Annotated in this window: 17 protein-coding genes; 6 read left to right on the top strand and 11 right to left on the bottom strand. The window is 43.1% G+C overall.

The window, feature by feature from the left end:
- Positions 1-184 precede the first annotated feature (184 nt).
- A complete protein-coding gene (locus FQ608_RS26340; RefSeq protein WP_158861505.1) occupies positions 185-1117 on the bottom strand; it encodes a hydrogen peroxide-inducible genes activator in 933 nt (310 codons plus the stop codon).
- A gap of 129 nt (positions 1118-1246) precedes the next feature.
- Here FQ608_RS26340 and FQ608_RS26335 point away from each other — a divergent pair, with 129 nt between their 5' ends.
- The 4 genes from FQ608_RS26335 to FQ608_RS26320 all read left to right on the top strand — a co-directional run bounded on the left by FQ608_RS26335 (position 1247) and on the right by FQ608_RS26320 (position 6511).
- The gene (locus FQ608_RS26335; RefSeq protein ID WP_158861502.1) at positions 1247-2272 is read left to right on the top strand and encodes a Fe(3+) ABC transporter substrate-binding protein; all 1026 of its coding nucleotides are present in this window, start codon (positions 1247-1249) and stop codon (positions 2270-2272) included.
- Positions 2273-2345: 73 nt separating this feature from the next.
- Positions 2346-3980: an ABC transporter permease gene (locus FQ608_RS26330; protein ID WP_158861501.1), complete on the top strand. Its 1635-nt coding sequence runs from the start codon at positions 2346-2348 to the stop codon at positions 3978-3980.
- Positions 3981-3998: 18 nt separating this feature from the next.
- Positions 3999-5033, top strand: coding sequence for an ABC transporter ATP-binding protein (locus FQ608_RS26325; protein ID WP_158861500.1), 1035 nt, complete (start codon positions 3999-4001; stop codon positions 5031-5033).
- Positions 5034-5350: 317 nt separating this feature from the next.
- On the top strand, positions 5351-6511 hold the full coding sequence (locus tag FQ608_RS26320; RefSeq protein ID WP_158861499.1) for a redoxin domain-containing protein: 1161 nt from the start codon (positions 5351-5353) through the stop codon (positions 6509-6511).
- Between the two features lie 84 nt (positions 6512-6595).
- Here the strand turns inward: FQ608_RS26320 and FQ608_RS26315 are convergent, their stop codons facing one another.
- From FQ608_RS26315 to FQ608_RS26300, 4 genes are all read right to left on the bottom strand, one after another.
- On the bottom strand, positions 6596-7279 hold the full coding sequence (locus FQ608_RS26315; RefSeq protein ID WP_158861498.1) for a Uma2 family endonuclease: 684 nt from the start codon (positions 7277-7279) through the stop codon (positions 6596-6598).
- Between the two features lie 92 nt (positions 7280-7371).
- A complete protein-coding gene (locus tag FQ608_RS26310; RefSeq protein WP_158861497.1) occupies positions 7372-8904 on the bottom strand; it encodes a P-loop NTPase family protein in 1533 nt (510 codons plus the stop codon).
- A 3-nt stretch (positions 8905-8907) separates the two neighbouring features.
- Positions 8908-10008 carry a vWA domain-containing protein gene (locus FQ608_RS26305; RefSeq protein ID WP_158861496.1) on the bottom strand — a complete coding sequence of 367 codons (1101 nt, stop codon included), beginning with the start codon at positions 10006-10008 and terminating at the stop codon, positions 8908-8910.
- A gap of 64 nt (positions 10009-10072) precedes the next feature.
- On the bottom strand, positions 10073-10552 hold the full coding sequence (locus FQ608_RS26300) for a GNAT family N-acetyltransferase (RefSeq protein WP_158861495.1): 480 nt from the start codon (positions 10550-10552) through the stop codon (positions 10073-10075).
- A gap of 70 nt (positions 10553-10622) precedes the next feature.
- On the opposite strand from FQ608_RS26300, the gene FQ608_RS26295 reads away from it, so the two are divergent.
- Positions 10623-11405, top strand: a complete 783-nt coding sequence (locus FQ608_RS26295; RefSeq protein ID WP_158861494.1) for a type III pantothenate kinase — start codon at positions 10623-10625, stop codon at positions 11403-11405.
- A 38-nt stretch (positions 11406-11443) separates the two neighbouring features.
- Here the strand turns inward: FQ608_RS26295 and FQ608_RS26290 are convergent, their stop codons facing one another.
- On the bottom strand, positions 11444-11683 hold the full coding sequence (locus FQ608_RS26290; RefSeq protein WP_234364418.1) for a hypothetical protein: 240 nt from the start codon (positions 11681-11683) through the stop codon (positions 11444-11446).
- A gap of 523 nt (positions 11684-12206) precedes the next feature.
- On the opposite strand from FQ608_RS26290, the gene FQ608_RS26285 reads away from it, so the two are divergent.
- Positions 12207-13361, top strand: a complete 1155-nt coding sequence (locus FQ608_RS26285) for a baeRF3 domain-containing protein (RefSeq protein WP_158861492.1) — start codon at positions 12207-12209, stop codon at positions 13359-13361.
- 285 nt (positions 13362-13646) lie between these two features.
- Here FQ608_RS26285 and FQ608_RS26280 read toward each other — a convergent pair whose 3' ends face one another.
- The 5 genes from FQ608_RS26280 to FQ608_RS26260 form a co-directional block, all read right to left on the bottom strand.
- On the bottom strand, positions 13647-15794 hold the full coding sequence (locus FQ608_RS26280) for a RagB/SusD family nutrient uptake outer membrane protein (RefSeq protein ID WP_158861491.1): 2148 nt from the start codon (positions 15792-15794) through the stop codon (positions 13647-13649).
- A gap of 21 nt (positions 15795-15815) precedes the next feature.
- Positions 15816-19385 (bottom strand): SusC/RagA family TonB-linked outer membrane protein, encoded by a 3570-nt coding sequence (locus FQ608_RS26275; protein WP_158861490.1) that lies wholly within the window; start codon positions 19383-19385, stop codon positions 15816-15818.
- Between the two features lie 147 nt (positions 19386-19532).
- Complete coding sequence (locus tag FQ608_RS26270; protein WP_158861489.1) at positions 19533-20588, bottom strand: FecR family protein; 1056 nt, start codon at positions 20586-20588, stop codon at positions 19533-19535.
- A 104-nt stretch (positions 20589-20692) separates the two neighbouring features.
- Entirely contained in the window at positions 20693-21247 is a 555-nt protein-coding gene (locus tag FQ608_RS26265) for an RNA polymerase sigma factor (protein ID WP_158861488.1), read from the bottom strand.
- 256 nt (positions 21248-21503) lie between these two features.
- Positions 21504-23129, bottom strand: a complete 1626-nt coding sequence (locus FQ608_RS26260; RefSeq protein WP_158861487.1) for a hypothetical protein — start codon at positions 23127-23129, stop codon at positions 21504-21506.
- Positions 23130-23319: the final 190 nt, after the last annotated feature.

Below are 23319 nucleotides of genomic sequence, written 5' to 3'. Positions count from 1 at the left end.
TCATCCCACTGTGTGACGTTTTCGTCATGCTCGATTTCATGTGTTTATAATTGTTATTTAAAGGTCACCCCGATGAGTCGGGGCAAGCTATGGAATCTCGCAATTATAATCATCCCACTGTGTGACGATCTCGTCATGCTCGATTTCAAGTCAAAATTAATTCATTTTACTCAAAATATACCCCTTATTTGAATTTAACCACTTTGCCGTGATTTTTCGAAATCATGGTTGCTGGGATTGCCGCCGTGATCTCTTGGTAGAGCAATTCAACCTGCCGCTTCTTCAGATAACTTCGAGTCAACACCAAGCTAACTTCACGAATGGGTTGTTCCCCATCAAAAGATCTCAATCGAATTTTTTCTTCCGATGAAAGCCCAAATGTAGCTAGCTCCGGAAGTAGTGTAATCCCTTGGTAGCGGTTCACCAAGTTTTTTAACCCTTCAAGAGATCCACTTTCATACTGAAAGTTTAGCCCTTTGAATTTACTTTGATCACACAGGGAGACTACTTGGTCCCGGAAGCAATGCCCCTGCTGAAGCACCCATAGGTCCTCGCCTAGGATATCTGCAATTTTTACAGATTCCTTTTTGAGAAGCGGATGATTTTTGGATAGGTAGGCATAGAATTTTTCATAAAAAATGGGTTTCTCCTCGATCCCGGCCTCATTCAACGGAGTGACTACAATCCCAAGATCCAATTCATCATTTTTCAGCTTTTTCACAATATCCTCCGTAACCATTTCCTGCACGTGCAATCGGACATTGGGGTACTTGCCTATAAACGATTTGATAAATAGAGGCAGAAGATATGGTGCCAGAGTAGGAATTATACCTAGCTTCAATATACCTCCAACATCTCCCTTCAACTGGGCTATGGTTTCGAAGATGCCTTTACTTTCCATCACTACCCGCTTTGCCTGTGCGATGAGGATCTCACCCGTCTCAGTGGGAATGACAGGCATCTTGGACCGGTCAAAAAGTATGACGTCCAGCTCCCTTTCCAATTTGCTCACCTGAGCGCTAAGGGTGGGTTGAGTGACAAAACAAGCCTCCGCCGCATGTCCGAAATGTCGAAATTTGTCTACTGCGATGATGTATTCCAGTTGCTGAATAGTCATGGGTTGCCTCATCTAAAAGATATGTTGTCTGCGTATTTCACATTCGAAAACAAATATAAAATGTTTTTTCCTTTTATTTAGATTTGATTTAAATAATGATTAATTTTGAGTCAAATTACCCCTTACGACATGCATAAGTATATAACGTTAAGTCTTTTAACTGTAATAATATCAGGTCTTTTGGCCTGTGGAACAAGCCAAGAAGAAGTTGTCAATGTTTACACCCACCGACACTATGAGGCGGACCAACAATTGTTTGATAAATTTTCAGAAGCCACTGGCATAAAGGTAAATGTGGTTAGCGCCAGTGCGGATGAATTGATTCAAAAGCTTGAACTGGAAGGGCAGGGATCACCTGCGGATATCTTGATTACTGTGGATGCTGGCCGCCTTCACCGTGCGCAGGAAAAGGGATTGCTACAGCCAATCGTGTCAGAAACGTTGTCGGCAAATATTCCTTCGAAGTTCAGAGAACCTGATGGATATTGGTTTGGGCTTACTTTCAGAGCCAGGATTCTGGCTTATCATAAGGAAAGGGTTTCGCCGGAAGAACTTGACAGTTACGAAAGCCTGACAGATGAAAAGTGGAAAGGCCGCATCCTAACCAGATCTTCAGAAAATATTTACAATCAGTCCCTTTTGGCCTCCATCATTGCGCATAGCGGTGAGGTAGTTGCGAGGGAATGGGCTTCGGGGCTTTTGGCCAATATGGGAAGGGAACCTAAAGGATCTGACCGTGATCAGGTAAAGGCCGTTGCTGCAGGCGAAGGGGATGTAGCCATAGTCAACAGCTACTATATCGGCATTATGCTAAATGATTCCAACCCCGAGGAAGTAAAGGCTGCTCAGCAGATAACGGTCTACTTTCCTAACCAAAATGATAGGGGTACGCATATCAACATTTCGGGAGCGGGCGTGACTGCCCATGCGCCAAACAGGGATAACGCTGTCAAACTTATCGAATATTTGAGCGGGGAGGAAGCACAAAATTTTCTGGCCACGACTAATTATGAATATCCTGTAAATCCAAATGTGGAAAAATCGCCCTTGCTGGCTTCTTGGGGAGATTTCAAATCCGATGACATCAACCTGTCCGAATTGGGTAAAAACAACCGGGCTGCTGTGGTCATTTTTGACCAAGTCAAATGGAAATAAGATAGACTATGCCGCTCATAAATTACAGGCTCAGTTGATTTGTCGAGCTAAAACCAAATAATCCCAATTACCCTTGCAACTAGCTAAGCAGAATTTTTATTGGTGGAATTATTGGATGGCAGGAGCCCTTTTGATCCTGCTGTTGATTGTTACTCCCTTGCTCACGATTTTCTTTAAAATCTTCGAGCCTCCGGGAAGCAGCTGGGCCCATCTGGCTGAAACCCTGCTTTTCGGATATTTTAAGAATACCGTATTGATTTTGCTTGGAGTAGCTTTTTCCACATTTCTGCTGGGAGTTTCTACGGCTTGGCTAGTTACCAATTATTCTTTTCCCGGAAGGAAATATTTTGAATGGTTGTTGATTTTGCCATTGGGATTTCCGGGATATATCATGGCCTATACCTATGTGGGATTGCTTGACTATACCGGACCTATCCAGTCTTTTTTGAGGAATAGTTTAGATATTACAATTACTGGAAGCCTGCTTGATATCATGAACCTACCAGGCGCAATATTTATTCTTTCGATCACACTTTTTCCCTACGTTTTTTTATTGGCACGTGCATCCTTTTTACAGCAGTCCAAGACGCTGCAAGAAGCTTCCGCTTTACTGGGCAAAGGGAACTGGCATACCTTCTTCAAGGTAGCGTTGCCTATGGCCCGCCCAGCAATTGTGGGTGGTATTGCCTTAGCTTCTATGGAAGTGCTGAATGATTACGGGACTGTCAAATACTTCGGCGTCCAAACGTTTACCACCGGGATCTTCCGGGCTTGGTTTTCTATGGGTGATGCCGCCACTGCGATTTACTTGGCCGCTATACTAATGATAATTGTATTTATTATTCTTTACCTTGAAAGCCTACAGCGGGGCAACCGCCGCTTTTCCCAGGGGAGCGGGACAAGTAAGCCTTTGGTGCGTCTTACCCTAACTGGCACCGCCAAATGGGCAGTAAGCCTTTTTTGTGGCTTGTTATTTCTTATCAGCTTTTTTGTGCCTTTTTTGCAAATTGTCCAATGGGCGATGCTTACGTATGCCAAGGTAGTGGATAATAATTTCATTCTACTTGTAGTCCGAAGCTTCGGCCTCGCTGCCGGGACGGGCGTGATCGTTGCGCTGTTTTCGGTGGTCTTGTTATACAGCCTCCGCCTCAGTCCTTTCAAATGGTTAAAAAACATAACCAAAATCTCAACATTAGGGTATGCCATACCGGGTGCGGTGATTGCGGTGGGGATAATGATTCCATTGCTTGGTTTTGATCATTGGTACATGGATCGCTTTACCGGGAGAAATGTAGGCTTGATTTTATCCGGCACACTCATGGCGTTGGTCTTTGCCTATCTGGTCCGTTTCATGGCTGTGGGATACAATCCAATCGATGCGGGCTTTCAGAAAATTGGTATCCATGTTAACGAAGCGAGTAGGCTGCTGGGGAGAGGTACCTGCAAAACCCTCTGGAGAGTAGACCTCCCCATGATAAAAACAAGCGTATTTAGTGGCATCTTACTGGTTTTTGTAGATGTTTTAAAAGAATTACCCTTAACTTTGATCCTTAGACCATTTAATTATCAAACATTGGCAACAAAGGCCTTCGACATGGCCACCAACGAAATGATAGCCGAATCGGCCAATGCATCGCTAATCATCATCTTGACGGGAATTATTCCGATAATTTTCCTGAACAGACTGATCCGTAGGAAGGTGTTTTAGGAAAAGAGGTATTTCTGGATGACACTATTAGAGCTCAAGGGCATTACTAAAAAATATTCGCAAGCAGATCAATACGCCGTCAACGACGTCTCCTTTGAGGTGGAAAAGGGAGAGATTTTATCCCTCGTAGGTGAAAGCGGATCTGGTAAAACTACACTGTTAAGGCTAATTGCGGGTTTGGAACATCCAGATGCCGGGTATATTTCCCTTAAAGGCCATAAGGTGGTGGAGGGAAAAAAGTCGGTTCCGGCAAACAAGCGAAATGTGGGAATGGTTTTTCAGGACTATGCCCTTTTTCCACACCTTACTCTTTTGGAAAATGTCATGTTTGGATTAAAGGGTAAAATCCCTGACCCCGACAAAGTAGCCAAAGAAACTCTTAGCTTGGTCGGTCTTTCAGAAAACTTTAAAAAATACCCCCATCAACTTTCCGGTGGGCAGCAACAGCGGGTAGCTTTGGCACGTGCCATTGCTCCAAGTCCCGCAATCCTCCTGATGGATGAGCCTTTTAGCAACTTGGACTCAGTGCTGAAGGACCAAGTGCGGGAGGAGATTCGGCAGATTATAAAGAAAACTGGAGTAACGGCTATTTTCGTGACCCATGATACTAGAGATGCCCTTTCTACCGCTGATCGAATCGCCATTCTTCACAAGGGATACCTGCAGCAAATTGACACGCCCAGAAACCTATATGAATATCCGGTAAATGGATATGTGGCCAATTTTTTTGGTAAAAGAAACGAAATACTCGCAGTATCTACCGATGACGGCTTTTATTCCAGCTTTGGATTTCTTCCAGACGAACGGTCTAAACTCTTTTCGGATCAGGTCCGCTTGTCATTTCGCCCCGAAAATGCAACCGTAGGCAAAGATGAAACCCAGCCCATGAGCGGCAAACTGGTAAAATCCACCTATTTCGGAGATCATCAACTCCTTAAGATCATGGATGAGGAAGGTCGATATATCAATATTCGTTCAAACGCAGGCCATATTTATGAAAAAGAATCCGTTGTCTTCTTCACCATTGACAAGTTCAATGTGGAAGATGCTTAAGGCGGGTGGACTATTTTCAGTAAATAACTCCGAAACGAACTAAGCTATCGAATCCTTTACTCCACCAGTTTTTTTCTCATTGGCATTAAACGGGACTACTCCTACAGAAAAGGTTATTGATACTGTATTTCTACTAACTTCCAGATAGGTGGCTTGAAATCAAGTTCTACATGGCGAATACAACCCCTCAGATCAAAATTCATCTCCAAAGTTTTACAGTTGGCAATAATTTCGTTATCTTCAATCATTTAACAATTTTCTGACCAACGATGAACCTTTCTAAATCAATCAATCAACGAACCCACTTTCCGTTATTGATGCTTGGAATATTAATGTATTCCTGCTCTGGTAATGAAAAAAGCTCTGAAACAGTAGATACTACTAGCCGAGGCTTCACTCCCAATCCTATAGTCGTTTCCGAAAAACCCATTGCCACTCTGAAACCTGGGGATGCTGCTCCTGACTTTGAATTACCGGGAATCGACGGGAAAAACTATACGCTTGCCGATTTCGACGGAGATGTGCTGGTAATCAATTTTACCTGCAACCATTGTCCCACCGCACAGGCCTATGAGGACCGATATAATGACTTGGTCAAAAAATACCGGGATCAGGGAGTGGATTTCGTGGCGATTTCTCCAAACAGTCCGATTGCTGTTTTACCGGAGGAGTTGGGCTATAGTGACCTTAATGATGATTTCGAATCCATGATCATACGGGCCAAAGACAAGGACTATCAGTATCCCTATTTGTATGACGGAGACGAACACCATTTCTCTACCCTTTACGGTCCTACAGCAACTCCGCACGTATTTGTTTTTGACAAAGATAGGAAATTGACCTATCAGGGAAGAATAGATAAATCCGAAAAACCCGGAACGGCACAAGCTGAAGACTTGGTCTACGCTATAGAGCAAACACTCTCCGGGGAGCCACTTGCTGAGGATCGTGCGGTAACCCCCGCCTTTGGTTGTTCCACCAAATGGGCTTGGAAAAACGAATTTACCATCAAAGTCAACGAAGATTGGAAAAAAAAACCCGTCACAGTTACCAAAATTGAGGTAGATGAACTGGGTAGTCTTTTGGAAAACGACAGCGACAACCTTCGTCTTGTGAACTTCTGGGCAACCTGGTGCGGCCCATGCATCATCGAGTATCCGGAGTTTATTGAGCTTCAACGTATGTACGGAGGAAGGGACTTTGAATTCGTCTCGGTCAGTCTAGACAGTCCCGATGCGGAGGAAAAAGTATTGAAATTCCTCAAAAACAAATATTCTGCAGTTCCTAACTATTTGGTAAACAGTGAGGACAAGTATGCGGCCATCGAAGTCGTACAAAATGATTGGGACGGAAGTCTGCCGTTGACACTGTTGATTGAGCCGGGAGGTAAAGTACATGAACGCATTCCGGGTACCATAGACCCGCTTGCTCTAAGAAGAACCATTGTAGACCATCCGATGATCGGGAGGTATTATTAAGAAAGCAAAAAGCGTTGCGCAGGTCTGGGATTTCCCCGGTTCTTCGCAACGCTTTTCTTTTATTTGATATGGGAAATCTATTCTCTAATAATCCCCAAAAACTATATCCAGATCTAATTTCAATCCGGTTATCACCCTAGACTCCACTATGTCACCAACGGTGTAAAGCCGAGACGGAATATAGGTGCCGTTTTTCAAGAAATTGATCACTAAGGTTTGTTCAGTTGGATGAATAATCCAGTACTCCTTAACGCCGGATTCTTCGTAAACCTCGTATTTGTTCCGTAACTCCTTCCGGTTATTTCCTGGAGAAAGTATCTCTACTATCAGATCGGGTGCTCCTACGCAACCTAAATCATCGAGCTTCTCCATATCACAAATCACCCAGATATCCGGCTGCACTACCGTATCGATATCCTTATGTTCTTTGGATTTGACAGGTAAGCGCACATCAAACGGCGACCCGTAAGCTTTACAAGGATGTCCTACTAAATAATTATAAAAGGAATTAAAAACTTTCCCATAGATCTCCTGATGTACTCTTCTCGGAGCGGCCGCTGCACGAAAAACCTTTCCCTTAATCAATTCAACCTTTTCCTCAATATCCCAACTGAGGTAATCGGCATAGGTGTAGGTTCCGTACTCTGTGAATGGTTCTTTAACCCGACTTTCATCAGTTAAAAGCTTAGAATTATCCGCTTCAGGCGAGTCTCCATCGGAAGCAGATTTGTACTTTGCTTTTAAGTTTTCTTCAGCCTGATTTTCCATAGGTTAAAGATAATCAACAATTTAGATCACAACGAAACAACTTAAATAAATTTTTTTTGACTTAACCTAAGTTATTATCTTGTATTAGGAGATCAATTGAATCCCTCATCGTCCTCATCATCCTCCAAGTCTCCGCCAGCTCCCATATCAAACATGCTGCTGAACAAATCCTTAAACTGCATCCCGGTGTCCAACAGCTTTTTACTGAGCTGACTGTATTCCGCAAGTCCATGCAGGGCAAACTCCATAAAGAATTCCTTTTCCATCTCCGGTAGATTTTTGACAAATTCAGTCACCACATCCTCTAATCCGGGAACTTGGTGTAAGGCAATCTTGTAATCTTTGTCGCTGTGGGTTGTTAGGAGATCCATTGTATTTCCTTCTCCAAACCAGGATAATGGCAACACATAGGGATTGCCCTCCTTGCTTTTCTTCTTTTGTTCTGGAGAAGGAAAATAGTTGACAAATAATGTCCGAATTGCTTTCCCTATTAGGTTATAAGCCACCAAGCCAGCACCTTCCTGCTCTCCTTCATATACAAGCTCTACTTTTCCGGTAATGGCCGGAATAACACCAATTAAATCAACGATACGGATAATTGTTTCCGACTCCCCATTCCGGTATAGTCTGCGCTCTGCCGAGGAAATCAGATTTTCATAGGCTGAGATCGTCAAACGTGCCGAAACTCCACTCTTTTCATCTACATACTCGCTATGTCTTGCCTCAATGGCTATCTGCTCAATCAGGTCTTTCATCAATTCCGGCACATGGATTTTATCCAACGGACGGTTTTTGATTCGGGCCTCCTGCGCTGTGATTTTTCTGCCTATTTCTATGCTCTTTGGGTAATGGGTAATAATCTGGCTTTCAATTCTATCCTTTAGAGGGGTAACTATACTGCCCCTGTTGGTATAGTCTTCGGGATTTGCGGTAAAGACAAACTGAATATCCAAAGGCAACCTAAGCTTAAACCCTCGTATTTGTATATCGCCTTCCTGCAAGATATTAAACAATGCTACCTGAATCCGCGCCTGCAGATCCGGAAGTTCGTTTATCACAAAAATGGAACGATGCGACCGGGGTACTAATCCAAAATGAACTACTCGTTCATCGTTGTAGGAAAGTTTCATCGTGGCGGCTTTGATGGGGTCCACATCTCCGATCAGATCGGCTACGGAAACATCCGGTGTGGCCAGCTTCTCCGTGTACCGATCACTTCTATGCCACCAGGTGATGGGAGTTTCGTTCCCCTTTTCCTCTATCAGGTGTTTTGCAAAACTGGACAGGGGCTGCATTGGATCATCGTTCAGTTCGGCATTAGCAACCACCGGCACGTATTCATCAAGCAACTGGGTCATCATCCGCGCAATTCGGGTCTTCGCCTGACCTCGCAGACCCAACAAATTGATATTGTGTTTCGAAAGTATCGCACGCTCAATATCCGGGATAACCGTATCCTCATATCCCCAAATTCCCTCAAAAACATTCTCTTTGTTTTTGATCTTTTGAATTAGGTTTGATCGTAGCTCTTCTTTGATTGATTTGCTTTGATATCCTGAAGCTTTGAGTTGACCTAAATTCTTTATGTGTAATAAGTCCTTGCTGGACAATTGGCTGTATTCCATCAGTTAAAAACGTTTTGTTCGGTTTTTTTTGTAATCTTCGAAAATCAGATGACCTAATCCTTTTAGGTTGCTGTAGTAGGCATTACCGTTGTTGACGGTAGTAAATTCTTTTACGAACTCCTTCAAATAGGGGTCGGAAGCAATCATAAAAGTGGTCACTGGGATTTTCAGGCGCCGACACTGCGCCGCCAGCTTTAGCGTTTCCTTCAGGATCTTGCTGTCTATGCCAAAGCTGTTTTTGTAGTATTTGATCCCCACTTTCAGGCAAGTAGGCTTACCATCGGTGATCATAAATATCTGCTTGTTGGGGTTTTTCCTGCGCCGGAGCAAGTCCATCGCCAGCTCCAGTCCGGCCACCGTGTTGGTATGGTAAGGGCCCACTTGGAGATAGGGTAAATCTTTGATTTCTATCTGCCAAGCATCATTCCCAAACACGATTACATCCAGCGTATCCTTAGGATAGCGGGTTTTCACCAGTTCGGCCAGAGCCATGGCGACTTTTTTAGCAGGAGTAATGCGGTCTTCCCCATACAAAATCATGGAATGGGAAATATCGATCATCAAAACGGTGGAGGTCTGAGTTTTCAGTTCTTTTTCCACCACCTCCAAATCATTTTCGGTTAGCAGGAAATCTCCACTGAAGCCATGGTTGATTTGAGCGTTGCGCAGGGAATCTGTAAGAGCTATCTGATCCAAATTGTCTCCAAACTGAAAAGGCCTCCTATCGGAACCCACCTCATCCCCGGGACCTGTATGGGTGGATTTGTGTTGTCCTCCCTTTCCTTTTTTTAGTTTGCCGAAGATTTCTTCCAAGGCACTTTTCCGGATGGTTTGCTCAGACTTGCCAGTAATGCGAAGTTCACCCTTGGCATTTTTTTCGTCCAAATAGCCTTTAGATTTTAAATCCTCAATAAAATCCCCTATGCCATAGCCTGGATTGGTCATGTTATATCGCTTATCCAAGTTGGTGAGCCAGCTAAGAGCTTCCGCCACATCGCCACCAGTCATGGTGACCAACTGGAGGAAAACATCCAACAGCTGCTCGAAGGTGTTTTTATCCGGGTCCTTTTCCGGAATAAATTTGGTAAATCTGAAGCCTCTCATAGGTACTATAACACGATAAAGGTCCGATGGGTTTGATTACGCTTCCAAAAACATTTTTTCACACCTACCTCTCCAACATCTGCCGAATTTCGGGAGCCTGCAAATGGCAATTGACCCAACCATCCTCAAATTCCGCATTATATTTTTCATAAAAGTGGATGGCGGGTTCGTTCCAGTTCAAAACCTGCCACATCATGCCTGTGCAGCCGTCTGCTAAACACTGCTCCATGACTTTTTCAAAAAGCAATTTACCCGCTCCTTTGCCTCGCTCAGCTTCCGTAACGATATAATCTTCCAAGTAGAGTCGCTTTCCCTTCCAGGTGCTATATCGGTAATAGAATATGGCGGTTCCGATTATTTCTTCTGAAGCCTCTTTCACTGCCACAAAAAATCCATAAACCGGGTTGGATCCAAAGCCATCCTTTTCCATCATAGCAATGGTATTGGTGACTTGTTCAGGAGCCTTTTCATACAAAGCCAACTCTTTAATCAACTCAAATACAGCCGGGATATCGGCTTTTGTTCCTTTTCTGATTACATACATAGGTTGAAATTACTAAAAAGCCCCTAAAATATTCAACACTTTTTTATCTTTGCCCCCAAATCTAATCGCCATGTTTTTATCCATTGATGCGGGAAATTCAAATATTGTCCTCAGTTTTTATGACTCAACCTCTAATTCCTGGACCAACGAATTTCGGGTGGAAACCAGGCGGAATATCACCGAATTAGAGCTGGAACAAAAGGTTGGTTTGTTTTTGATGGAAAAGGACATCCGTTCCCGGGCAATTTCAAAAGTTGGAATCAGTTCAGTCGTACCGGAGATCAACAAAACGCTTGAATTGTTCAGTAGTAAGTTTTTTGGAATAGACCCCTATTTGATATCCGGACGAAGCTACGCCACACTACCGATAAGTACCAGCAGGCCCGACGAAATCGGCTCTGACCTGATGTGTAATGTAATGGCAGCGTACCAAAAGTATAAATCCGCCTGTATTATCGTGGACTTTGGAACAGCACTTACATTTACAGTAGTAGACCAAGCCGGAATGGTACTCGGAGTAAACATTGCCCCTGGCATTAGAACTGCTATCCGTTCTCTTTCCAGCAGTACCTCAAAGCTTCCGGAGATAGAATTAAAAGTTCCTGATTCGGCAATTGGGAAGAACACTATCCACGCCATTCAGGCTGGAATTATCTATGGCTATGTAGGTTTGGTAAACGGTATGCTGGATACCATCATTGAAGAATTGGGCTACGCTCCTCCAGTGATTGCCACGGGAGGGCTATCGCACTTTTTACCCAAACTGGACCGCCGCTTTGACTATATAGACCGACACCTTACGGTTGAGGGACTCCGGTTGATAACTGAGATGAATGCAGGGGTTGGCGTGTGATTTTATCCACAAATACTCTTGCCGTCTATTCCTCGGATTCACCCCTCAAAGGATTTCGGGTATTTCATATTTAATTCCTCCGCATATTCAAGTGCACCAAATATGATATTATGTCCCAATTCATGGGATTTTTCCATAAAATTCACTCCACTATCTTCAGAAATGTGATCTACGAATGACTCAAATTCAGATAATGGAACATTTACCTTATACAGAGCATCAGGTATACCCGTGCAAAGTAGATCCACTTTCAAAACAGGTGAAGGTGATATTCCCATTATCATGAGTACGTGCAAATAATAGATTAAAAATTTGATAATCTCTCCAATCCTCCATTATAAGACATTTATAAAACGGAAGTTTTAAAGCTATACCAGATCGTAGGTACCTCTTAGGGGGAAATTTGGTGGATTGATTGTTCATTTAGATCTCAATAAAGTCCGAGAGAGTAAACAAAGCAGGGAGGACGGGTTCTGCTTGATGTTTTGAAAAGGTACGAGAAATTCATGAACGTAGAAGAATCTAGGTTAGGTTTTCGCAATCTCTTCGTCTTCATATAAGAATGCCAATTGATGAATAGAATAAAGTCATTTATATTCCTTATTATGGCTTCGGATGTGGCATAACTCTTGCACTTGGATTTGGTATATTATCTAGGATAATTAAAATTATTCCTTTTTTATACAATGATAATTTGATTTGCTGGCTGTGGGAAAATTATTGCCCAAAGTCGGAAAAACCCTATCCATCTATCGGGATGGATAAAATGACGTAATTGTTAAATCTAACAAAAATAACGCAATGAGCAAGATAACAGAAAAACTGATTCAAGAGCTACTACAGGTCGAAAAGGCCCCTTGCCTGTCACTCTATATGCCAACCCATCGTCACCATCCTGACAACCAACAGGATCCGGTAAGGTATAAAAACCTGCTCAAGGAAGCGGAACAGTCCCTGTTACAAAAATACAGTTCGGAGGAAACACGCAAATTCCTTGAGCCTCTCGAAGCCCTTTTGAGCAGTCCAAAATTCTGGAATCACACCAAGGATGGAATTGGTGTATTTAAGTCCACAGACAAATTCGAAACAGTAGTTTTACCGATTGAAGTGGAGCCACTTGTGATTGTGGCGGACAGCTTCCATACCAAACCTATCCGAAAATATTTGCAGTCCGTAGACCGCTTCCACCTTTTGGGGCTTAGTTTGCACGAAATTAAACTTTACGAGGGGAACAGGCATTCTCTGGAAGAAATAGATCTTAAGGGGGAAATAGATTCCACCATTGAGGAAGCGTTAGGTGAGGAGTTGACAGATGAACATATCACTGCGGCATCTTATGGAGGAGCAAGTGGAGAAAGCAGTGCCATGCATCACGGACATGGAGGCAAAAAGGATGAAGTGGACATAGATGCGGAACGGTTCTTTAGGGAAGTTTCCAGCCAAGTTGAGGAGCATTACTCGAAGCCTTTTGACCTTCCATTAATTTTGGCTGCTTTGCCGGAGCACCATCACTTGTTTCATGAAGTCAGCAAAAATCCCCACCTTCAGGCAGAAGGAGTAAAAATCAATCCTTTTGCTCTTGACAAAGAGGAGCTGGTCAAATTAGCTTGGGAGGCCATGGAGCCCGGCTACAATGCCATTTTGAAGGCACATGGGGAACGGTTTTCCCAAGCCAAAGCAGAAGGAAAGGGTTCGGACGATTACAAGGACCTGGCCATTGCGGCAATTGAAGGTCGTATAGATACCTTGTTGGTAGAGGCTGACAAGATCATTGAGGCCCGAATTACCAACCTTACCACAGGTAACACCCAAAAGAAAGAATTGGACAACCCCCGTGTCGACGATCTGACGGATGATATGGGCGAATTGGTGTTGAAAATGGGTGGAAAAGTAGTTATTGTGCCTGCTGAAAAGATGCCGACAGACACGGGATTGGCAGGGATATTTAGGTATTAAAAATAGACGATTTAGATTATATTAAAATGCAGCTGTTTCAATTGACAGCTGCAATTTTATTTTTGGAAAGTAAGCTAACCTAAATAGAAAGTTCAGGACAATTTTTTCATCTATTATAGGATGTAATAATCGCCACAGAAGATTATCCTGTGGCGATTTGAAATGATGCTAATGCCTAAAATCTACAACACTCTCGTGTAAATAGGAAGAAAACCTTCCAGGTTTCAAAAGTTTAATTTGAACAAATGGCGAATTATCGATAAAACCTGGAAGGTTTGCCCACATCTAATAACCCGGATTCTGATAGGCTTCCCTAGCGTCGGAACTGAGTATGTTTCCATTTTCATCGGTCAACTGTACCAGATAGTTGAAGGGCCACATTCTAAATGTGTGATGCTTTTGCATCTGTCCTTTACCTTGGCCATCCTGTCCGTTTCCACCTGCCGTATTGGTTGCTATGGGCCAGTGGCCGTTTTCAGTTGAAGCCATTTGGTTGTAATGCATCACCCGTTCATATAGAATTCCAGCATTATGAAGATCTTCCCACAGAATTCCCTCCGCCAGAAATTCCCTATTCTTTTCATTATAAATAAAATGTATAAACATATCCTCTTTAGAAGAAACTGAAGGTATATATCCCTCTCTTTCAGCCATTGCAGTGCCTGGCGTGAAATAATCTTCTGTCACTGCGATTTCATCATAGGAGTTTCCCGCAGCCGCATATGGGGGTTGGATTTCATCCGGAAAAAGTGTGGATGCTTCCGGGTACCATTCCACAAGTGCGTTTGGCCGGGCTTCACCACCCTTGAATGCAGCCCGCTGTCGAAGTACATTGATGTCGCTTACCGCGGAGGCATAGTCGCCCTTCCTGCCGTAAGCTTCGGCTCTGATAAGATAGGTTTCCGCCAATCTCATCAAAATGGCATCACGTGTACCAGCTTCGCTGTTGAAATTGCCTTCATCTGTACTTCCACCCCGGGAGGGATCCACATATTTCTTTACAGAAAGGTATGGTGCCGTTTGTGTACCGAGCCCCATATTGGCACCGTTAATAAATAGGCGGTAATAATAATTTCCAGTAGATGCTGACCTGACCCACCTAACCATAAATTGGAAAGGCATACTCATCACCATCAATGAATCCAACGCGTCTTCCCGCGCATTTTCCAAATAAATAAGTGCCCTCCTGCCTTGCTGAATTCTTCTTTCACCTGCCCGTACTTCTGGTTGGTCTGCAGGTTTATTTTCATTCCACCAAGCTGCGGAAGTTTCATTCCAAGTGTAGGAAGTGGAATTCGATCCCATATTGCCAATATATTCATGTCTGAATGTTTTGGCATAGCGGGAATCATGTAACTTGTCCCTGAAATTATCATATCCCCAATCGGTGGGCTTAAAGGTTCCAAACGGTCTTCCATAAGCCATTGACCGATTCACTCCAGACTGTTCCGTATAGTTTCCTACATGGTAATTAACAGATCGGTTCCCGCCAAACCGGCCATTTAGACCAACATTTGTGTCAAACTGGGCCGCCCATAATATCTCCGAATGGGGATTGTTTTCAGAAACTTCCGGATCAAAAAGTGTCCAGTAGTCGGGAGCTAAGGCTCCGGCACCATTGATGACTTCAGTGGCAATTGAAATGGCGTTGTCTAAATCTGAAGGCACATTTCCCTTAAACAACATCCTGAGATGCTCTTCTCCACTGTTTTCAAATTCCGCTGCCTGGGCTCTATTTAGATATAATTTGGAAAGAAAATGACCGGCAGCCCATTTACCAATTCTTCCCTGAGGAGTATTGGTGGGCAGATGTTCAAACGCAAATTGCACGTCACTGATTATTTGGGTATAAATTTCCTCCAAAGAAGATTTCGGAAAGTCGTAGATACCATTATCCTCTCTTCTCGGGTTAAGTACCAATGGAATATCCCCAAGTTGGTTTGAAACCAGATAGAACGCCCAAGATCTTAAGAAAAGGATTTCTGCTTTCCGATGATTGGCAAAGTTTTGATCCGTAGCAAATATACCCGGAGGTGAATTTTCAAGGATATCCAAGGCTATGTTGCAGTTGTTTATATGAGGATAAGCGCCCATAGGAGCATAAGCGGCGTTGGCACTACCTAGAAAATTGTTAACATTTCCTGCAATGCTACTCAAGTCATTTCCATAGGTGCCAATTTCCATCCTTGCCCATGGTGGACTTGTGCTTGCATAAGCATCCGTTTCACCTATTACCAAGCGTGCGCCATTCGCATCCCATTCATGTTTGACTCGGGCATAAATATATAACCCGTTAATTAACGCATCAAGGCCATTTTCATCACTATAATATTCTTGGGTCAAATTGGCTACCTGTTGCTCATCAAGAAAATCTTCGCAGGAGGTAATCAGGCCAATAACGGCTATCGCTAGTATAAATTTAATTTTTGTCATGACAATTTCTTTTTAAAATGATCAAAATCCAGCTCTTAAGCTGATTACAAAACTTTGGGGAAGGATGGTGTTACTGTTCATTCCACCCAGAGGATCGCCAGCGGCGTTCCGGTTTTCCCATGACGTGTCGTCATCGGGATTTATTCCCAGTCTTACAATGTCTCCCCCGAAAAGGAAAGGGTTGACGACCTGCACATTAATCTGAAAATTGGACATACGAAATTGCTCAATAAGGGCTTGTGGGAAATCGTATGCAAGCGAAATATGCCTGATGGCTACAAAGGAACCATCATTAAACTGCGTGGCTGTCGTAATATTCTCAACATTTGCACCTTGGATCGGCAAAGGCCATCTACCGCCAGCATTGTCCCATCTCCAAAAGTCAGTCTCCGCTCTACCATTAGGCCATATCCCGCCATAATGCGGGTAACCTCCCATATAAGTCTGGCCAATTCTAGCATACGCCATGGAGCTAAGTGTCCAATTTTTATAGCGAAAAGTATTTGTAATTCCTCCTGTCCATCGCGGTTGTCGACTACCCACAACGACACGGTCATCACTGTCAATTCTAAAATCACCATTTTGATCCACAACTTTGACCGTACCAGGGTAGAATCGGTGACCATTTTCGTTGAAATTACTCATGGCTTCCAAATCCTCCGGGGTATTCTGCCAAATGCCCGCTTGCTCATAATCAAAGAAAGAATGTATGGGATGGCCGATAAACAAATTATTGGCAATCATGTCTTCCTTTCCATTGACTAATTCCATAATTTCCTCCCTGTTGGCACCAAAGTTAAAATCTGTCTGCCAGGAAAAGTCTGGTCTCTCCATATTGACTGTGGAAAGACTCAATTCTAGTCCTCTGTTTCTCGTGCTGCCTATGTTTTCGAATTTTTGAACATAGCCGGTAACCGCTGGTAGGGATCTGCCAAAGATCAAGCCTGTCGTGGTCATGTCATAAACTTCCAGTGAGCCCTGAATTCTGCCTTCCAATACGCCGAAATCCAACCCGGCATTCCACTGACCTGTTTTCTCCCAACCCAAGTTCGGGTTTTGGACCAACTGGGGTAGAAAGCCAAATGCTGCTTGTCCACCAAACACGTATGGATTACGGCTTAGCGGGCCGGTAGTGGTATAAGGATTTACGGAAGAATTACCGGTAACACCAAATCCCAGTCGGGGTTTCAACTCGTTTAACCAAGTAACATCCCTCAGGAACGGCTCTTCCTGCATCTTCCAAGCTGCGGAAAAGGAAGGAAAGAAATCCCACTTATATCCCGGTGCCAATACTGATGCCCCATCATATCGTCCCGAAGCAGTTAGCAAGTATTTGTCGTTGAACGAATAATTGATTCTTGCCATATAGGACGACAGGGTATTTTCAGTAAATGAAGTACCGTAGCTATCAGGTCTACCATTTGCGTTGGAATTGAGGTCATACCATCGGCTGGCGGGAACAATGGTGTTGGATACCCCAATATTCATTCCTTCCCGACGGGAATACTGCGTAGAATAAAGCAGGGTCACTCCTATGACATGTTTCTCCGCTATTGTTTTATCAATAAATATAAGGTTTTCGTTTACCCATGAAAAATTCTCATCGCGTGACATTCCCGCGGTATTCGGACGTAGGTTAAGGTGATTGGATGATCCGGGTCCGGTCCAACTGCCGTTTCTAAAGTTCCTTATTTGTCCGCCGAAGTTTAATCGGTATTTCAACCAAGGGGTAAAGGCCACTTCCGCAAACATATTGGACATCAATGAAGAAGAACGTCTTTCATTGAGCGCATTTTCAATATCCATAAGCGGATTCCAAAGATTCAAATTACCACCGGGATTGGCGATAAAACTTCCGTTCTCGTCACGTGGCAATGCATAAGGAAATTGGTTGTTCGCTCTGGAGAACAAATCTTTTGCGCCAGTATTGCTGGTATTCGGTCCCATAAAGCCAAAATTTTGGGTAGAAAATGACCCAAGCACAGACGTACCTATAGTCAACCAGTTTGTTGGATTAATGTCACCATTTAAGTTCAATGTAAACCGCTCAAAATCCTGATCACGTTGCACCCCTTTTTGATTGAAGTACCCTAATGACAGATATAGCCTTGATCGGTCTGTTCCTGCTGAAAGGGAAACTTGATGTATGTTTGTGACTCCTTGTCGGGTTACATCTCTTTGCCAATCATGGTCCCTGACATTTCCTGCATTGTAGATAGGAACCTGTGCAGGCCACCCCATGGCTTGTTCTTCCGCAGTGGTAGGTCTAAGACGGGGAGTGACTCCAAACTCGTCCCACTCGTACCCCGCCCATACTCCATCCCTGGCTCGGGTATCCTGTCCTAGGCCCATTACCTGCTGGTCTAAAAATGGATCCGGATACCAGGATTGGGCCTGAGTATTCAAATCTTGATTGGACGCATCACCGTACAGTCTTCCATTGATTAGTGATTCCCTCCATATATCGACGTATTGCCCACCGTTCATCCAATCTGTTAAATTTCTATAGGAATCAAATGAGACAGTGGCATTATAGTCTACGGTTACCCTACCCTTTTGTCCCTTTTTGGTGGTTACAAGGATAACTCCGTTGGCACCCCTTGATCCATAAATTGCAGTAGCTGAAGCATCTTTGAGGATTTCTATGGATTGAATATCATTAGGATTAATATCATTGAGGGAAAAGGAATTAACTCCCAACTGAGTTACTATAGGAATGCCGTCCACGACATACAGCGGATCATTGGAAGCATTTATTGATCTGTTCCCCCTGATCCGTACGGCAGGTAATTCTCCCGGACGCATATTGGTCGTAACGTGTACCCCTGCTGCGTTGCCTTGTAATGCCTGAGCAACATTGGTAATTGGTCGCTCATTTAGAGTTTCACTCCCTATACTGACAATGGCTCCGGTAAGATCACTTTTCTTCTGTGTTCCATATCCTACTACCACGACTTCCTGTAGGGAAGAGACATCTTCGCTTAAAGAGATATTGATGATACTTTGGTCGCCAATAGTAACCCGTTGGCTTTCGTATCCGATAAAAGAAAATATAAGCGCAGATCCCTCAGGTACGGTAATGCTGTAATTACCGTCGATATCCGTTGCCGTACCTAGAGATGTCCCAGGGACTGAAACCGTTACTCCCGGAATGGGTTCCTCGTTTTCATCCACTACCCGACCAGTCACGGTTATATCCACCACAATGGGAGGCTCATTTCCCCTCCGGTTTGATGCCTTAACGCTGATTTTATAATTTACCTGTTTAAAGGCCAACCCATGGTTTGCCGCAAGTGTATATAGAACATCTTCAAGTGACTGATTTTGGATAGTCATGTTCACGGGAACTGTTCTTGCCAAGAGACGGTCATCTATAATAAAAGAGAAACCGGAATGCACATTAATTTGATCAAAAGCCTCACTCAAAGAGGCATTTTCCAAATTCAACGTCAGTAACACCTCTTTCATATCCATTGAACCCTGTGCTTTTGTAGGGTCCGCTTGGATCATTTGTAAGAAAAAGAGTTGAAACACAAATCCATAGAGATAGTATTTTCCCACCATACACAGGGCATGTAATGTTTTTTTCATAATTTTGAATGTTTTGTTGTTGTGAATAACTGCGATGAAACAACGCAAATAAGTTTAGCCTCGGAAACTTACTTATTTGCACTGTAGAGCCGGTGACCTGTCATCGGCTCTTTTATTTGCTTGGAATCTTCATTGGTACATAGCGGTTTATTTTGGTTTAAAATTAATTGTCACTCGTTTTTGGTCTATTTTGTATACAAAGCCATAGGCATACCCAACACTTTCCAATACTTCACTTAGATAAGCATTGTCAAATTCGCCCTTTATCTTCAGACCGGGTTCTATCGGACCGACCACCTCGATATCTACCCCATACCACCTTTCGAGTATGGCTTTAAATTCAGAAATGGAATGCCCTTTGAATCGCAATTTCCCCTCTTTCCAGAGGAAAGCATTTTTTAAGTCAAAACTTCTCTTTTTGATTTCCTCAACGCCATCCCAAACTATCTCCTCACCAGGCTTCAGGTAGAAAATTTCCGTTTCGTCATTTTCCTTTTGCACTTTCACTTTTCCTCCTGCCAACTGTACATTCACTGGCTGATCCGCAAAGCTGTTGATATTAAATGCAGTACCTAAAGCCGTAACCACCAAACCCCGTGTATGCACTTCAAATGGCAATAGTGAATCAGAAGCTACTTCAAAGAATGATTCTCCCACTAGGTATAATTGTCTGTCAGTCTTTCCGAACGAATTTTTATATCTAATCTCACTCTCCGAATTTACCACCACACTACTACCATCGGGCAGATGAAATCTGGATTTTTGACCTTTAGGGTTTGACTTTACCACCCACTGTATTTTCTCTTGGGTATCACTGATGTCGTTAAGGGGATTTTGTGATACAACTGTGAACAGTGCCGCCCCTATTAATAAAGCAATTGATAGATAAACTGCATAGCGGCGAGTTGTGGATTTCGATTCTGGCTTCGATGGTTTCTTAGAAAGTGTAGTTTTGGGGGTATTCAGTCCTAACCGCTGAGTTATATTGTCGTAAGTTTTTCTTCTGCTTTTTTCGGTCCGCTCACACTCCGCAGCATTCAGCTCCAGAAGAATCCGCTCAGCCTGTCTATATATTTCCTTTCTTTCAGGAAAATTCTCCAAATAGCCTTTCCACAGGGCACCTGCTTTTGGATCCTTTCGTAGTACATTATCCCTGAAGGACCTATCTTCAAGAAAGTCCTCGACCGTATTGAAATTTTTCATTAGTTACGCATTGTCGCCACATAAGAGGAGAGGCAACCCATAATCTCATCATTCAATTTTGAAAAAATTTATTTTTTTAAAAAACTTGGTGTGACAATGGAAGATTAAACGGAGTGTAAATTTTCCTTAAGCGTTTTTAAGGCTCTAAAGATGAGATTGTAAAGAGATGGCATTTGTAAACCCATCAGGTCTGAGATTTCATTGTAAGCCATTTCGTGGATATAGCGCAAATAGATTGCTTCTTTTTGGCGGGTGGGCAAGATTTCCAGGGCCTTACTTAAGTTTGTTTTTGATTCTAGGATTACCTGATTCTCCTCCAATATATCCATAAAGGATTTTTCCCAAGCGATTTTGGAATGATATTCTTCCAGTGGCTCGTTTTGATAAGAAAAGTTAATATGTCTGATAAGGTCCCGTCTAAAAGCTGAAAAAAGATAGTATTTGATTGACCGTTGGATTTGGATGCATGTACGTTGTTCCCAAAGTACGACGTAAACATCTTGGATTACATCCTCAATAAGGTCCTGATTTTGTGTGAATTTGTAACCGTACTTAAAAAGATCATCAGAATACTCCTGATAGATAAAAGCAAAGGCATGCTCATTTCCCTTTTCAATTAACTTCCATATTTCTACTTCGCCTAGATTTTGGAAATTCATTATTTTGGGAGTTAGGTTTTTGGGTCATAAATCGAACAAAACCGATTCGTTCGTAAATTCATACAATTATAAATAATTATTTTAATAATAAAAAGTTAATTCAGGGCGGAAAGTAAAGCGGATAGACGGCGAATGGTTTGGTAACGGCGTTAGATTGGATTTAGATAATAAGCCAGACCGCCTGCTGTTGGCAGGGTCTGGCGAAAGCCACTGTTTGAAAAGTCAGGCTACTTCTCCTTTGTTGCCTGCTTCACGATCATTTTTTTATTTCCACTACCATCCATATTCCCTCATTTTTTACAAATCTCCCGGTTTCGATAGTTGCCAATCCGGCCCCCAACTGGCTTATCATTGAATTTGCCATATTCCCACTCACGCCTCCCTTGACATTTCGTTTTAAGGAATAATCACACACATAACCTCCACGGCCGGCCGACTTTTCACAGGCAATTTTTCGGAAATATTCAAGATAATGTTCCGTACCCTTCACGAATGTTCCTATTAAAGCCGAAAATGCGCTCATGGGATTATCCCTGTCATACTCGGCGTTAGCCAAATTTCCCAACTCTTGATTCTTAAAATCTACCTGCATTTGAATCGCAAATCTCATTTGCTCCTCTGTTGGCTCCCCTGTAGGGGTTGTTTGATTCATTAGTGTCTGAAATTTCGCTATTTCCCTTTCTCTAGCCTGCCGTGCCTGCTCCGCTTCCCTTCTTTCGGCCTCTGCAAGAATCTGAGATGATACGGTCTCCGCCAAGGAATTCAGGCGTTGTACGACAGGACGCTGATCGGTATTATCCAGATACTGAGACCTGGCTGCTGTCAGTTGGCTATTGGTGTTTAGCCTTTGAAAGTAGGCAGCTATCTTCGTTTCATTTTCTGAAACCACCTCACCTTTTAATTCCCTGATGTAGGCAAACATTTCATCTACCACCTGTAACTGTGAAAATCCTCGAGTCTGATTGGTAAGCAGGTTGTAAACTTCATCTATACGTTGCGCCGATGCCAGGTCCTTTTTATCCAATGACTGGAGTGACGCATTCCGAATTTTTTCAAAATGCGCGGTAAAAATCCGGCTTGCATAGGCATCTGCCATTTGCTGCAAACTGTTCTGTTGTGCCGTTGACAGCTTGGCATACAGAGCACGGTTATTCTGTTTGAGATACGATAAGAGAAGCACGTTTTCTAAATCCAGAGGCTTACGGACTATCTGTTCCATTTTTTCGCTCAATGTAGCATAAGCAGCCTTGGGTTCCCTTTGGGCTATTAGACGGGTCAATTCGACTCGCTGTTCCGGAAAAAATTCAAACGATTTATCCTGACCAAATCTGCGGTATCGGTCCAGCATATCCCAATTTACAGATGGATTATTATTCAAAGAAGAGATTACGTCCTGATATTCGGACTGAAAACGATCCAGTTCTTCAGTTAATTTCTCGGGGGTGAGGAGAATATGTCCACCCTTTACTTCTCTGAGAAAAGAATAATTTGTCCCGTTTTTTCGGTTATATTTTTTCGTCCATGTGGTATATTCATTGGGTTTGGCACTAACAGGCTTCTTCCTCAGCGAGTTGTTTCTTACCGCTCCGGCAATCAGTAAACCGCCTACCAGTCCTGCCCCGCCAAACGCAAGAACATTTTGCTCTTGATTTTCCAAACCTTCGAAGACTTCTGAATTGTAACCATATGCACCTCCTATGCCTGCGCCAACCAAAGGAGCTACTATCCAAACACCCGTATTTCTACGCTCCCATTTCGGTTCTAGGGTTATTGCTCCTTCCTTATAATTTGATTCGCTACCAACCACGGCCTTTTTGGTGGTGCAGGAAAAACTGGTGATGAAACAAAGACAAACCAGGAAGTAAGTTTTCAAAATTTTCATAACTGTGGTGGTTAATTCCCAAAAGAACATGCCTAATAAACACTGATAGCTCTTATATTGAGTAAGCTAAGATAAAAGGCCGGGCTTTGAATCGGAACACCAGAAGTGGTGGTTTCTCTAAATCACACACATGCAGGTGTAAATAGGTAAAAAGGGGAAAATATAAATACAGTGAATTTGGAAGAAGGAA

It is taken from the genome of Lunatibacter salilacus, assembly GCF_009797935.1.
GTDB classification, from domain to species: Bacteria; Bacteroidota; Bacteroidia; order Cytophagales; family Cyclobacteriaceae; genus Lunatibacter; species Lunatibacter salilacus.
The sequence above is the reverse complement of the archived record's forward strand: the minus strand, read 5'-3'. Positions and strand labels throughout refer to the sequence as shown.